This is a genomic window from Vibrio sp. V38_P2S17PM301 (genome assembly GCF_009904845.1).
GTDB classification, from domain to species: Bacteria; Pseudomonadota; Gammaproteobacteria; order Enterobacterales; family Vibrionaceae; genus Vibrio; species Vibrio proteolyticus.
On the sequence record NZ_WXWO01000054.1, the window covers coordinates 1 to 14,949 of the forward strand.

The following is a 14,949-nucleotide window of genomic DNA, read 5'->3' on the forward strand; positions in this document are numbered from 1 at the left end:
GCATTTGGTTATCAATTGCTGTGGGTTGTGCTGTGGGCCAACCTTATGGCGATGCTTATTCAGTATTTGTCGGCCAAACTGGGGATCGTGACGGGTAAGAATCTGGCCGAGCACCTTCGTGACCATCTACCCAATAAATGGGCGGTGGGCTTCTACTGGATTCAGGCAGAAGTGATCGCCATTGCGACTGATCTGGCCGAGTTTATTGGGGCTGCCGTTGGGTTCCAATTGCTGTTTGGCATCAGCCTGATGCAGGGAGCCGTGGTAACTGCGGCGGCGACGGTGATGATTTTGATGTTCAGCAGGAAAGGGCAGAAGCCTCTTGAAATGATAATCGGTGCTTTGTTGCTATTGGTCGCCATGATCTACGTCGCTGAGTTGATCTTCGCGCAACCTGTCGGCACAGAGATGCTGAGTGGCTTGTTGACGCCAGGGTTTTCAGACTCTCGTCAGGTTTATCTGGCTGCGGGTATTCTTGGCGCTACGGTAATGCCACACGTGATCTACCTACACTCCGCATTGTTTAAAAACAGCTATGGCGAAAGCAAAGTGACTCGGCTTCGCTCAACGCGGTTGGATGTGGTTATCGCGATGGTGATTGCCGGTTTCGTTAATATTGCGATTGTGGCGATGGCGGCTGCGGTTTTTCATGCCAGCGGACATCCACATGTTGCTGAAATTGAAACCGCATATCTGACTCTGACCCCGCTGGTCGGTCAGGCCGCTGCTGCGCTGTTTGGGGTGTCGTTGATTGCGTCTGGTTTATCGTCAACCGTGGTCGGCACGATGGCAGGACAGGTCGTCATGCAGGGCTTTGTTCGATTCTCGATACCCTTATGGTTGCGCCGTACGATCACGATGGCACCATCTTTTGTCGTGATTGGATGGGGAGTCAACACCACCGATATTTTGTTGATGAGCCAGGTGGTACTGAGTTTCGGAATTGCGCTGGCGATCATTCCTTTGTTGATGTTCACGAACAGCGAGCGATTGATGGGGCAGTTCAAAAACAACAAATGGGTAGCATATGCTGGCGTGGTTATCGTGGCCTTGGTTCTGGCATTAAACGCTTATCTGCTGGTAGCGCTGCTTTGATCTCTGAAGAGAAAAGTGAGCCCGGCTGGGGGCCGGGCTGATTGTATTCAGGCGTCTATATTGAGCAGGTCGAGAAAAAATGCGTATTCCAGCGCATCTTCTCTGATTGGCTTAAACCGTCCGGAAGCCCCGCCGTGACCTGCATCCAGATCGGTTTTAAACAGCAAGATATTATCGTCTGTTTTGAACTCTCGCAGTTTGGCCACCCATTTCATTGGTTCAAAGTACTGCACCTGAGAGTCATGCAGCCCGGTGGTGACCAACATATTCGGATACGCCTGAGCACTGACATTGTCATAGGGAGAGTAGCTCAGCATGTAATCGTAGTAGAGCTTCTCATTCGGGTTGCCCCACTCATCGTACTCGTTGGTGGTTAAGGGCAGAGATTCGTCGAGCATGGTGGTGACTACGTCAACAAAAGGCACGTGAGCAGCTACGCCGTGGTATAAATGCGGGGCCTGATTGACAACCGCCCCCATCAATAACCCACCGGCGCTGCCGCCGACCGCAAACACTTTGTCGCCGGCTGCGTACCCTTGGTCAATCAGTGAACGTGTGACGTCGATAAAATCATTAAATGTATTCTGCTTGTTCAGTTTTTTGCCATCTTCATACCAGGGACGGCCAAGCATTTCAGATCCACGAATATGTGCGATTGCATAAACAAAGCCGCGGTCCAGCAGGCTGAGTCGGGTAGAGGAGAACCCTGGTTCGATGGTATGTCCATAGGAGCCGTATGCATACTGGTAGAGCGGATTTGTGCCGTCTTTCTTAAACCGATCCTGACGGTAGACCAGAGTCACCGGAATGCGTTGTCCGTCGCGAGCGGCAATCATCAATCTTTCGGAGCGATAATTCTGTGGCTCAAAGTCACCCAGTACTTTGGTTTGTTTGAGAAGCGTGCGTTTTCCGTCGGCCAAAGAGAAGTCATAATAGGTGACGGGCGTGGTCATGCTCGTGTAGTAGACCCTTACGTTGTCGCTATCGAGCTCGTGGTTGTCCGCCAGATAAGCGGTGAACGCGGTGTCGTTAAACTGAAGCCCGAACTCGTCACCGGTGGAAAGGCGTCTGACGGTGATGCGTGCCAAACCATTCTCTCGCTGCTCGTACACCAGATGATCGTTGAACAGCGTAAAATCCACTAACTGGACATGTTCCTGAGGCGCAATCACATCCTGCCACTGGTTTCGTTCACTGCGCTGACTGGCATGGACTTTCATCAACCGGAAATTGACTGCTTGGTAATTGGTGTAGATAAAGTACCACTCGCCCAATTTTGCGATCTCGTATTCGACGCCGTCTTCACGCGGGAAAAATGCGATGGGCAGTGCTTCCGGGTCGTTTGCATCCAGTATCGACACGCCACTGGTTTCCGTGCTGGAGTGGTAAATGTAGATTTCCTGCCGGTCTTTGCTTTTCCCCATGAAGGTGAAGTAGCTGCTGTCTGGCTCCTCGTAAACTAATTGGTCCTCGCTCTGGGGTTGTCCGAGTCTGTGGCGGTAGACTTGATAGCCGAGCAGAGTTTGTGGATCTTTACGCACATAGTAAAAAGCTTGGTTATCATTTTGCCAAACGGCATAGCCAGCGGTATTTTCAATCACATCAGGCAGATATTCCAAGGTTGTCAGGTTTTTTACCCGTAACGTGTAGACTCGGCGACTGAGCGTATCTTCGCCATACGCCAGCAGGTTGTTGTCGGGGCTGACACTCAAGCCACCAATGCTGAAGTAATCATGGGCTTTAGCCAACTGGTTGGCATCAATGAGCACCTGTTTGTCCGTGCCTTCAGCATCTGTGGCACGCACATAAATGGCATATTCGTTATCACCTGTTACTTCACTGGAGTAATAAAACGGCCCCTTGCGTGTGGGGACCGAGCTGTCGTCTTTAACAATTCGCCCTTTAATTTCGTTAAACAGACGTTGTTGTAACGCCTGGGTGTGAGCCAACTGTTCATCGACGTAACGGTTTTCTGCTTTTAAATGCGAGAGAACGGCCTCGTTGGTGCGGCTGTCGTCGCGCATCCAATAATAATTATCGACACGCGTGTCGCCATGCATTGTCAGGGCGTGAGGGATTTTTTCCGCGACGGGCGGAGTAACGGAGGACGTTTTTTTCAAAGCAGAGGTTCCTTGATAACTACAACCAGAGACAAGTAGAGACAAGTGTGGCAGCGATAATCGCCAAGATAAAGTGTATTGATACATCCTGATGCAATTAGGAAAGGGTGTTTGGTTTTACAACTTGTTAACATGTCACATCCTGAGCATCCCAGTGTGGCACGGATCGATGCCTCACAGTAAAGTATTAATAAGTATTGGTCTGACCAGATTGCTAGGGAAAGTCAACAGAGGCAGGAACACTGTGCAGCTCCACTGTATTAAAGGTTATATACAAAACATTTATTTGGCCGAGTACCCGGATAAGCTGATGCTGCTCGACGGTGCTAGCCGGGCGGATATACCACATTTGCGTCATTTCATTGAAGAAGAACTGATGCGTAGCTTTTATGATTTGCGTGTGGTGGTGGTGACTCACATGCACCCGGATCATGCCGGTGCAGCGCATAAACTGCGTGCGCTGACGGGGTGTTTTATTGTCAGCGCTAACAAAGAGGCTGATTGGTATCAGGGAATTGATGGTTTCTTAATGCACCTGACGGATTTAGCTTTGGCACGCTGGATGGCGAATCGACTCAGAGCCCCCAAGGCCAACTTATGGTATTCACGCCGGTTGGTTGCAGATCATAAACTCAACGACGGCGACTGCATTCCCGGTTTTGAAGATTGGATGGTGATGGAAACACCGGGGCATACCGACCGCGATCTCTCGGTTTATCATCCACAGCAGGACATTCTTTACGTTGCGGACTTAATGGTTGAAGTAAAACGCAAACTGATTGCGCCTTTTCCGGTGTTTCACCCCAACAAGTACCGAGCGTCTCTGGCCAGAGTGTTTGCCATGCAGCCCCAGCTTTTGTTGGCAGCACACGGCGGCGAGATTCGCTTAACGCCTGACGCGTATCAACATTTGATCGATACCGCCCCAAGACGGCCGACCACACACTGGCGGGCGACCAAGATCAAAGCGCGAACACTACTGACTTCCATTATGAAGTTTGGCTTCCTGATCCGGAAAGATAAGCTTTGAGGTATCAAATCCTGCTTTGGCTGCGATGTCGATGTAGTATTCCAGCTTCTCTTCTGCAATGACGGAGTTGCGTGACAGGATCCATAAATAATCCGTATTGTAGCCGCTGACCAAGGCAGTGGAGTAATCCGGTTCTAAGTAGAACACCACATAGCTGCCATAAAACGGGCCGAAAAAGGAGACTTTGAGGTGGCCAATATCTGGTGTGTCGACGAATTTTGCTTTGCCTTCTGCCTCATCCCACTCTTGAAGCTCCTCATTCCAACCTCGGTTAATGACTTTCACGCTCCCGTCCGGATTCAGAGAGTAGGTCGCACTCACCCGGTTTAATCCGCGTTCAAAACTGTGGTCCAGCCGGGCGATTTCATACCAGGTACCGAGGTAGCGTTGCAGATTAAAAGACTGTACCGGCTCGACTTTCGCAGGGATACCTGTACAGCCAATCAAGGTTGTCAGGGCGACAAGCCACATCACTCCCAATTTCATCAGTTTCATTTCAGCTCCTTTAATATCAGGGTATTACGCGACATAGATTCATTATTGGTTATAAGTGACTGATTGAAAAGTGGATCACTTCACATAGGTTGGAATGAAAAAAAATTACATCAAAATGGGATCTGAGGGTTTTCGCTCATCCTGAGTGTCACTTAGTAAGTGAGTGTCTTTGCCTGAAATGTACTGATAAACCAGGATGTTGGTAAGGTTACCTCTTTCGTTCTACCCCTTTAGGGTAGTTTGAGGTTGTAATTGATTTACATCATCTTTTCATTTTCTTTCACATTTAAAAATGCGCTTAGTACAAAACGAATTCGCAGGAAAGAATATGAGCAAGCTGAAGCTGGTCGTCATCGGGAATGGCATGGTCGGCCATCGTTATATCGAAGACTTAGTCGAGAAAGCCGATGTCTCTGAGATGGACATAACGGTTTTCTGTGAGGAACCTCGCGTGGCATACGACCGCGTTCACCTTTCCTCTTACTTCTCTCATCACACCGCTGATGAGCTGTCGCTGGTTAAACACGGTTTCTACGAGAAACATGGCATCAACATGTTGATTGGTGAGCGCGCGATTAATATTAATCGTGAAAACCGCACAGTCTATTCCAGTACCGGTCGTGAAGTGCAATACGACAATCTGATCCTCGCTACTGGTTCCTTCCCATTTGTTCCACCGATCAAAGGCCATGAGAGCAAAGATTGCTTTGTTTACCGCACCATCGAAGATCTCAAAGCGATCGAAGCGTGCGCGAAGAACAGCAAATCAGGCGTGGTGATCGGTGGTGGTCTGCTTGGCCTTGAAGCCGCGGGGGCACTGAAAGCACTTGGTGTCGAAACACACGTGGTTGAGTTCGCGCCGAAACTGATGGCAGAACAGCTTGACCTTGCTGGTGGTAACCAACTTCGTCAAAAGATCGAGCGTATGGGCGTGAACGTTCACACCAGCAAAAACACGCTTGAGATTGTAGCAGAAGGCACAAACGCACGTAACGTGATGCGTTTTGCTGATGGCACTGAGTTAGAAACAGACTTTATCGTCTTCTCCGCGGGCATTCGTCCACAAGACAAACTGGCTCGCCAAATGGCGCTAGAAGTTGGCCCTCGTGGCGGTGTTGCCATCAACGATCATTGTCAAACCTCGGATGAAAGCGTCTACGCCATCGGTGAGTGTGCATCTTGGAACGATATGTTCTACGGCCTTGTTGCTCCGGGTTACAAGATGGCGACCGTAGCGGTTGACCACTTGCTAGGTAACACAGAAAGCAAATTCGAAGGCGCTGACATGTCTGCCAAGCTCAAACTGCTCGGCGTGAAAGTGGGTTCTATCGGTGATGCGAATGGCCGTACTGAAGGTTGTAAGAGCTACGTTTACCAAAACGAAGAACAAGAAGTTTACAAACGCCTCATCGTGTCTGAAGACAATAAGAAGCTACTAGGCGCCGTACTAGTGGGTGACACGTCTGACTACGGCGATCTGCTTCAACTTATGCTGAACGGCATTGACCTGCCAGAACACCCAGATGCGTTGATCCTTCCCGCACACGCAGGCGCTGAGAAACCCGCTTTAGGGGCCGATGCACTACCAGAAAGTGCAGTGATCTGTTCATGTTTCGACGTGACCAAAGGCAAGATCGCTCAGGCAGTGGCTGACGGTCACCATACGCTAGCGGACATCAAAGCAGTGACTGGCGCAGGTACAGGCTGTGGTGGTTGTATCCCGCTAGTGACGTCTGTTCTAAACGCTGAGCTTGCTAAATCTGGTATCGAAGTGAAGAACGACGTGTGTGAGCACTTTGCTTACTCGCGCCAGGAGCTGTTCCACCTAATCCGCATTGAAGAGATCGAAACCTTTGATGAGCTTCTGGAGAAGTACGGTAAAGGTTACGGCTGTGAAGTTTGTAAACCACTAGTGGGTTCTATTTTGGCGTCTTGCTGGGGTGAGCACATCCTTAAACCACAACTAGTTAAGCTGCACGACACCAACGATAACTTCCTGGGTAACATCCAAAAAGACGGCACTTACTCTGTTATTCCGCGTATGGCGGGTGGTGAAGTTACGCCGCAAGCACTGGGTGCTCTAGCAACAGTCGCAGAAGAGTACGACCTATACACCAAAGTAACCGGCGCACAACGTATTGGTTTGTTTGGCGTGCAAAAAGACGATCTTCCAGAGATCTGGCGCAAGCTGATCGACGCTGGTTTTGAAACCGGTCAGGCGTACGCAAAAGCACTGCGTATGGCGAAGACCTGTGTTGGCTCAACCTGGTGTCGTTACGGCGTTCAGGATTCTGTTGGTCTGGGCTCTTACATCGAGAACCGTTACAAAGGCATCCGCACGCCGCACAAGATGAAGTTCGGTGTATCTGGCTGTACTCGTGAGTGCGCGGAAGCACAAGGTAAAGACCTTGGCATCATCGCGACAGACGCAGGTTGGAACATGTACGTATGTGGTAACGGCGGTATGAAACCACGTCACGCAGATCTACTGGCCAGCGACCTGGACAAAGACACGCTGATTAAGTACATCGACCGCTTCATGATGTTCTACATCCGCACCGCTGCACCACTACAACGAACATCGGTTTGGATGGAAAACTTAGAAGGTGGTGTCGACTATCTGCGCGAAGTGATTGTTGAGGACAAACTGGGCATCAACGCGCAACTTGAAGCAGACGTAGCCAAGCTTGTCGACGAGTACGAATGTGAGTGGACGGCAACCATCAATGACGAATCACAACTGACTCGTTTCGCGCACTTCATCAACTCTGACAAGCGCGATGACAACGTTGTGTTTGTACAAGAACGCGAACAACACCGCCCAGCGACCTTCACGGAGAAACACCCTGAAGCGAAAGGCGACATCCTACACGTAGCGATCACTGAAGCATAAGGGAAGGTTGAATATGTCATTTGAAAAGATTTGCCAAATCAGCGACATCGTACCGGGCACTGGCGTTTGTGCTTTGGTTAATGGTCAGCAAGTGGCGGTATTTCGCCCAACAGAATCGGAAGAAGTGCTGGCGATCAGCAACACCGACCCATTCTTCCAATCCAACGTGCTTTCTCGCGGTTTGATTTGTGAGCATCAAGGTGAGCTTTGGGTAGCAAGCCCGCTGAAGAAGCAACGTTTTAACCTGACAACAGGTGCTTGTATGGAAGACGAGCGTTTTAGTGTTCGAGCATACAAAGCCCGGGTCATTGACAGCGGCGTTGAGATTAGCGCGTAGCCGTTTCGCCCCTCCTTCATGTTGGGAGGGGCGGCAGTTTCAATAGACAAAGGTTTCCGTTGTTTATGGTCGGGGGACAGGAAGCAACACTGCACACTGAGTGTTCAGTCTTGGGAAATCTTTCTCTATTTAATCTTTAACTTTCACTTTTTGAATAAGGACACTGACATGTCTACAGACTTTAAACCTGCTGAATTCGTGCAAAGCATGATTAACGTTGGTGAGGCCAAAACGAATACCAGCACACGCGATCTTCTGCTGCGCGGTACCATGGCGGGCGTCATTTTGTCGCTGGCAGTGGTTGTCGCGATTACTGCAATGGTGCAAACGGGGATTGGCCTGGTGGGCGCGCTTGTTTTCCCTGTGGGTTTTGTGATTCTCAGTGTGATGGGTTACGACCTGGTGACTGGCGTATTTGGTCTGGCTCCTTTGGCTAGATTTGCCAACCGTCCGGGCATCACCTGGGGACGTATTTTTCGCTGTTGGGGACTGGTTGGTTTGGGTAACCTGATTGGTTCTCTGATCGTTGCTTACCTTGTGGCTATCTCGCTTACGGGCAACTTTTCATTAGAGTTAAACGCAGTGGCGAAGAAGTTTGTCGCCGTATCGACTGCACGCAGTCTTGGGTTTGAAAACATGGGTATGGACGGGTGGATCACCTGTTTCGTTCGCGCCCTCTTTTGTAACCTCATGGTGTGTCTGGGGGTTATCGGCAACATGACTTCACGTTCCGTATCGGGTCGCGTAGCAATGATGTGGCTCCCAATTTTCATCTTCTTTGCGCTGGTCTTTGAGCATACAGTCGTGAATATGTTTCTATTTCCGCTGGGTATGATGCTTGGCGCCGATTTTGGCATCGCGACCTGGTTCAACTTCAATCTTATTCCAACCATCTTGGGTAACATTATTGGTGGCCTTGTGATGACTTGTCTGCCTCTGTACCTGACTCACGCAAAAACCGCGCCGGCTCTGAATGCAGAAGAGAAGCCAGTCCCTGCAACCACGGCGATGGCAAAATAAGCCTTTGGGTTGGCCCCATTTCTAACGGGTGGGGCCAGCATTAGATTGACGTTTCTATTTCGGATGTTTCTGGCTTAGCTATAAAAAGTCGTCACTCGCAGCGGTGTACTCTGAGTGCTACTTCTTATATCTAAATCTGAACAGGCAGGCGTTGCTATGACTACCAACCACACTCCAGCGAATATCGGGTTTGTCTCACTCGTCGGCGCTGGGCCGGGCGATCCGGATTTGCTGACGGTAAAAGGATATCGAGTCATTCAACAGGCCGATGTGGTTGTTTATGACCGCCTGGTGTCACCGGAAATTCTGGCTCTGGCCAGCAGTGATGCGGAGATGATTTACGTCGGTAAAAAACTCGATTTTCACTGCGTTCCTCAAGAGCAGATAAATCAGATCCTGGTGGAGAAAGCCAATGCAGGCTTGCGTGTAGCACGCCTGAAAGGCGGTGACCCATTTATTTTTGGCCGCGGCGGAGAAGAGTTGGAAGAGCTTGCTTTGCACGGTATTGCTTTTGAAGTTGTGCCTGGGATCACCGCCGCAGCGGGCGCCACAGCATACGCAGGTATTCCGTTGACCCACCGGGATCATGCGCAAAGTGTTCAGTTTATCACCGGGCATGTACAAAAAGATGGGCGTGAAATCGAATGGGGCTCATTGGCACAATCCAATCACACTCTGGTGTTTTACATGGGGCTCAAACAGAGTGGCCACATTACGCAACGGTTACTGAAACATGGCCTGTCAGCGGAAACGCCGTGTGCAATCATCGAGAATGGTACGCGGCGCACGCAACGTGTTTTTACCGGGACACTGGAGCAGTTGCCTGTGTTAGGGAGGGTTGCCGAGAGTCCGGCATTGATTGTGGTGGGGAGTGTGACATCGTTGCATGAAAAGTTGACCTGGTTTAACCGTCAAGAATGATGCTTCAGTCGCAGGGTCTGATGCTGGTAATTTTCCGGCGAACACGGGCGGGAACTGTTATCATAACCGCAATTTAGTGATGAGAGACACGTTCGAGCTTATGGAAAAAATCGCCATCTTTGTGGATGTACAAAACATCTATTACACCACCCGCGAGAAATACCGGGCTAATTTTGACTACAACTTTTTTTGGTCAGTAGCCACCGAAGGGTGTGACGTTGTCACTGCAAATGCTTATGCGATCGCCTCGACCGATCCTGGTCAAAGGCAGTTCCATCACATTCTGCGGGGCGTCGGCTTTAACGTCATACTCAAACCATTTATTCAGCGCCAGGATGGCAGTGCGAAAGGGGACTGGGATGTCGGTATTGCTCTGGACGTATACGAAGCCGCTGCACAAGTGGACAGGGTGATTCTGCTCTCAGGTGACGGCGATTTTGACATTCTGGTTGAGCGTATTCAGCAACGGTTTAATACTCGTGTGGATGTTTATGGCGTCCCTGGGCTCACCGCTAAGAATCTGATCGAGGTCAGTGATCGATTCATTCCTGTAGATGATAATTTTCTACTGCGTAGGCATTGATGTCCTCTGGCCGGGCTGTATTTAGCTCGGTCAATTTTATTACTAATTGTCTGCAGCACATCGTTGGTAACTCTGTTCTATTTCTCCGTAACTCGGATTTTCCCTCCTCAATACCATGCGCTCATTGGGAGTGTTCGTCTCAATTTTATTCAATTAAGACAATAAATTAACGCAAATTGGTGATTTTGTGTCCGATAGAAGTTTATGTGCTCATAATTTCCTATTGAATAAAAATGATAATTGATCTCATTATCGTTTGTGGTTAGTATACGCGCCTTATCAATGATTTGAATGTTGTAGTTTATTGTATGAAACGAGTGAATGTTGTTCTGTTGTCCGTATCAGCATTAACCACCAATCTGTCTGCCAGTGAAGACTTTTCCTGGCTCAGAGATGACACCCGCAGCAGTGAACGGGTACAAACGTATCTGTCTGAACAAAACAAGCTGGCCGATTCATATCTACAACATTTGCAGCCCCTTAAGCAGGCGTTAATCAAAGAGTGGAGTGACAGCACGCCGACCAAAGCGCAGGAGCCCTGGACCATTCTTGGTCAAAGCGAGTTTCTACTGACGGTTAAAGACGAGAAAAGAGTGCTGCTTCAGCGAGACCGAACCACCAAACAATCCAAACTATTGCTTGATGTTGAATCCAGAGCTGCTCGCAACGGCTATTATCAATTGGCGAATTGGTCACTGAGTCCGAATGGCCGTTTGCTGGCTCTGGCTGAAGATAATGAAGGCAACGAAGCGTACCGGATAACTCTGATTGATTTGAAAACTCAGCAAGAGCGGGTGATCGACGAGCACAGTGATACGGAGATCCTTTGGTCGACGAACAGTACGCGTCTGTACACCATCAGAAAAACCAACGGCGACCTGAGACCAGCCAATCTGGTTGAATACAACCTAGAGTCGGGGGACTCTCGTACAGTGTATTCAGAGGCGGATGCGGGATGGTTGTTGTCTGCTTATGTTGCCAGCGACAAACGCTATGCCCTGTTGCAGGTAAACAATGAGTTGTCCAGTGAGCAGCGGATACTGAACCTGAATTCTGGCATGTTATCCGCGCCAATCCGCACGCGTAAAACTGGTGTTGAGTATTACGCCGATATCGCAGAAAACGCTGTCTACCTTGTCAGTAATTTGTCTGGCATGAACCGACTGTATCGGGCGGCTTTGAGCAATACCTCTGACTGGCGAGCCATCTACCAGCCACAAAATGGCGCTCAACTTAACACCTATTATTTGTTCGAACACGGCATTGTGCTTTCCGAACGTGTAAAAGGACAAGAGACATTCGTCATTTTGGACCGCAGCGGCAAAGTGCGGATCAGACAACCGCTCGCTGAATCGGGTACGGTTGGTTGGTTAAGCCGCCCGGGAGATTATGCCAGCAACACCATACATATTCGTTCTATGTCTATGATTCAGCCGCCGAAATGGGAAGCTCTTGATGTGGCCGATGCATCACGTCAGTTGCTGAGCCAGGACGAATACCCAAATTACCGAAGTGATCAATACCGAACCGAACAGATTGACGTAGTGTCGGAAAACGTACAAATCCCCGTCACACTGGCATACAAGCCTTCCGCATTAAGCAAGCATTCGCCTGTGATTTTGTACGGCTACGGCGCGTATGGTTTCACTATGAAGCCTTATTTTATGCCTCAGATCACTTCGCTACTGGATCGTGGATTTATCTACGCCGTTGCTCATGTGCGCGGCGGTGGGTATTTCGGTGAATTCTGGTATGCAGCTGGGCGGGGTGTAAATAAAACCCAAGGCGTAGCGGATTTTGTACATGTGGCCAAAGCGCTCAGTGAGTTTCAACAAGGGCAACGCAAAGTCGCTGCTATCGGAGCCAGTGCCGGTGGAACTTTGGTTGCCGCGGCGATAAATCAAAGCCCGGAAAGTTTTTCGGCAGCCAGCCTCAATGTGCCATTTGTTGATGTGATCGCCAGTATGTCTGATACCCGTCTGCCTCTCACCGCGCAGCAGTATCAGGAGTGGGGTAACCCGGTCAAAGATCGTGCGGCGATGACGCGTTACGATCCTATGAGCAATATCCGCATCCAGGCGTATCCGCCTTTGCTCGTCCGAGTCGGTTGGCATGACCAGCGCGTGCCGTACTGGGAGGGAGCAAAATATCTGGCTCGAATCTCGAAATCAAGTACCACAGCCGGACCGTATCTTCTTAAAACCGATTTTCAAAGCGGGCATGCAACGGACAGGCGCAATGCCCTCGCGCAGCAGGCGATGGATTACGCATTTCTGATTGAACAATTACAACCATCTGATTAACCGGAGTCGTTAATGAAACTTTCCCCAGTGAACGTTGCTGTGCTGAGTGCACTGGCAACAGGCTTCGTGCACGCTGAATCTGAGCCAGGCACGTATGAAAAAATCGTTGTGACCGCCAACAAATATGAAGAACCTTTATCACAAACGGCTGGCTCGGTGGCGGTGATCAGCGGTGACGACATCCAGAAAGAAGGTGCAACAGAGCTGTATGACGCATTAAACCATGAACCAGGCGTCAGTGTGACTGGCGGCGCTGGCCGGCCACAAAACATCACGATTCGAGGGATGTCTGGCAACCGTATCGTAATCGTTAAAGACGGTATCGCAATGTCGGATGGTTATGGGGCGGATGATTTAAATGATAGCGCCGGTCGCAACTCGTTTGACGTTGCGACGCTCAAACAGATTCAGGTGGTAAAAGGGGCCAGTTCGACCAGCTATGGCTCCGGTGCGATCGGTGGTGTTGTGATCCTCAAATCCAATACACCGGAAGACTTCCTCAACGGCGAAAATATTTACGTTGATGCCAGCGGGACGTACACAGGGATCAGTAATAAATATCGTGCTGCGTCTAATCTGGCGTTTCGTGTCGGCGATACCAGTAGCCTTCTTAGCGCGGCGTATTGGACTGGAGAAGAGACGCGCAACCACCGTCAGGATCTCTATAACCGGGATGTCGACGGTGTCAGTGCGGAATACACGCTGCATCACATAGTGAATGATCAGTGGCTGTTGAAAGCAAAAGCTGAGTTGTATTCAGAAACGATGAAGCGCCAAGAGGGCATTGCGTCGATTCAGACTGATGGCCTGTGGAATATAAAGGATTACAACGAAGAGAACACAACGTCGACGTACCTATTCTGGGTTGGGGCTGAGTACGATGCGTTACACACCTGGATGGACGCGCTCGATACTAAGTTTTACTACCGTACCACTGAGTACGATCAAGACACCAATCGCCTGATGAACCGTGACAACAATGGGATCACAGAGCAACGGCGCGAAATCGAACGTCGCCGCTTCAATGATGAATTAATAGGCTGGTCGCTGGATGTGAACAAAGTGCTGGATGTGGGCCGTGTAGAACACACCATGGTGTATGGTGCTGTGATTGAAACCACATACCACGATCGTCCGGTCGATGAAACGCGCTCCGACTGGAATGGGAGAATCAGTGACTCTTCGACGCCATTTGCGCCAGCGCGCGGCTATTCTATGGGGGTATTCTTCCAGGATGCCATGCAGTGGAACAGGTGGACAGCCATGCTCGGGCTGCGTTTCGACGCGCATCGCCTGACCGCTGATGATGCCAATGCGATCGGCTACGAAGACTTGAAAGATAACAGCAGCAGCGAGCTGTCTCCGAGCGCCTCTTTAGCTTACCAGTTTACGCCGGATCTCAATGCCTATGTCAGTTACAAGCACGGCTACCGATCGCCTGAATATGACAAAACATACGGTTACGTCAGCCATGATTTTGTTCCGATCACTCCGTTTGTGATTCTGCCGAATTTCGATTTGGAAGCAGAAACCAGCGACAGTTTCGAAATCGGTACCAAATACGATGACGGTGCGCTGCGTGTTTATGGTGCGATTTTTTACAATAAATTCAATGACTTCATTAGCGTTGTCGACAAAGGTTTTAACGGTGCTAGCGGATTGTTCGAAAAACGCTATGAAAACATCGACGGTGTCGAAACTTACGGTGCGGAAGCGACGGTGGAATACGCGTTTGCTGACGACTGGACCGCTTCGACCAAAGCAGGCTGGGTGAACGGCAAAGATGATGACGGCGAATATGTTCGTTCCATTACACCTCTGGAAGGTAACGTCAGTTTGCGATATGACAATCGCCACCTGAACGGGTACGCACGTCTTAATTGGGCCGATGCCATGGACAGAACGCCAAGCTGCGCGACGGATCTCGGTTTGAAAGCGGATTGTGCCACCACATCTGGTTGGGCAACGGTGGATCTGGGCGTCGGCTACAACTTCAATGCCAACACTTATGTCAGCCTCAACGTGATTAACCTTTTCGACCGCGAATATGTGCGCTACCAGGATGTGGCTGGCGTTGCTGAGTCTCAGACCCGCTTTTCTACTGAGCCGGGTCGCTACTTTACCGTCAACGCGCGTTATGCGTTTTAAGGAG

General features: G+C 50.0%; 11 protein-coding genes. 9 read left to right on the top strand and 2 right to left on the bottom strand.

Annotated features, from left to right (window positions below; translation table 11 throughout):
• On the top strand, positions 1-1,095 hold a 1,095-nt coding region (locus tag CAG64_RS12445; protein ID WP_161489316.1), incomplete at its 5' end, for an Nramp family divalent metal transporter.
• 47 nt (positions 1,096-1,142) lie between these two features.
• Here the strand turns inward: CAG64_RS12445 and CAG64_RS12450 are convergent.
• Entirely contained in the window at positions 1,143-3,302 is a 2,160-nt protein-coding gene (locus CAG64_RS12450; protein WP_161447467.1) for a S9 family peptidase, read from the bottom strand.
• A gap of 157 nt (positions 3,303-3,459) precedes the next feature.
• Here CAG64_RS12450 and CAG64_RS12455 point away from each other — a divergent pair, with 157 nt between their 5' ends.
• Complete coding sequence (locus CAG64_RS12455) at positions 3,460-4,245, top strand: MBL fold metallo-hydrolase (protein WP_337247453.1); 786 nt, start codon at positions 3,460-3,462, stop codon at positions 4,243-4,245.
• On the opposite strand, the gene CAG64_RS12460 is transcribed toward CAG64_RS12455, so the two are convergent.
• Positions 4,192-4,740, bottom strand: coding sequence for a lipocalin family protein (locus CAG64_RS12460; RefSeq protein ID WP_021703390.1), 549 nt, complete (start codon positions 4,738-4,740; stop codon positions 4,192-4,194). The two genes, CAG64_RS12455 and CAG64_RS12460, sit on opposite strands and share 54 nt — an antisense overlap.
• A gap of 328 nt (positions 4,741-5,068) precedes the next feature.
• Here CAG64_RS12460 and nirB point away from each other — a divergent pair, with 328 nt between their 5' ends.
• The 7 genes from nirB to CAG64_RS12495 all read left to right on the top strand — a co-directional run bounded on the left by nirB (position 5,069) and on the right by CAG64_RS12495 (position 14,945).
• A complete protein-coding gene (gene nirB, locus CAG64_RS12465) occupies positions 5,069-7,633 on the top strand; it encodes a nitrite reductase large subunit NirB (protein ID WP_161447462.1) in 2,565 nt (854 codons plus the stop codon).
• A 13-nt stretch (positions 7,634-7,646) separates the two neighbouring features.
• Positions 7,647-7,970, top strand: a complete 324-nt coding sequence (nirD, locus tag CAG64_RS12470) for a nitrite reductase small subunit NirD (protein ID WP_161447460.1) — start codon at positions 7,647-7,649, stop codon at positions 7,968-7,970.
• Positions 7,971-8,138: 168 nt separating this feature from the next.
• On the top strand, positions 8,139-8,990 hold the full coding sequence (locus tag CAG64_RS12475) for a formate/nitrite transporter family protein (RefSeq protein ID WP_161447458.1): 852 nt from the start codon (positions 8,139-8,141) through the stop codon (positions 8,988-8,990).
• 156 nt (positions 8,991-9,146) lie between these two features.
• Positions 9,147-9,911, top strand: coding sequence for a uroporphyrinogen-III C-methyltransferase (gene cobA / locus CAG64_RS12480; RefSeq protein ID WP_021703386.1), 765 nt, complete (start codon positions 9,147-9,149; stop codon positions 9,909-9,911).
• Positions 9,912-10,011: 100 nt separating this feature from the next.
• Positions 10,012-10,494 carry a LabA-like NYN domain-containing protein gene (locus tag CAG64_RS12485; protein WP_021703385.1) on the top strand — a complete coding sequence of 161 codons (483 nt, stop codon included), beginning with the start codon at positions 10,012-10,014 and terminating at the stop codon, positions 10,492-10,494.
• 308 nt (positions 10,495-10,802) lie between these two features.
• Positions 10,803-12,797 (top strand): prolyl oligopeptidase family serine peptidase, encoded by a 1,995-nt coding sequence (locus CAG64_RS12490; protein WP_161447456.1) that lies wholly within the window; start codon positions 10,803-10,805, stop codon positions 12,795-12,797.
• A 12-nt stretch (positions 12,798-12,809) separates the two neighbouring features.
• Positions 12,810-14,945: a TonB-dependent hemoglobin/transferrin/lactoferrin family receptor gene (locus CAG64_RS12495; RefSeq protein ID WP_161447454.1), complete on the top strand. Its 2,136-nt coding sequence runs from the start codon at positions 12,810-12,812 to the stop codon at positions 14,943-14,945.
• Positions 14,946-14,949 lie beyond the last annotated feature (4 nt).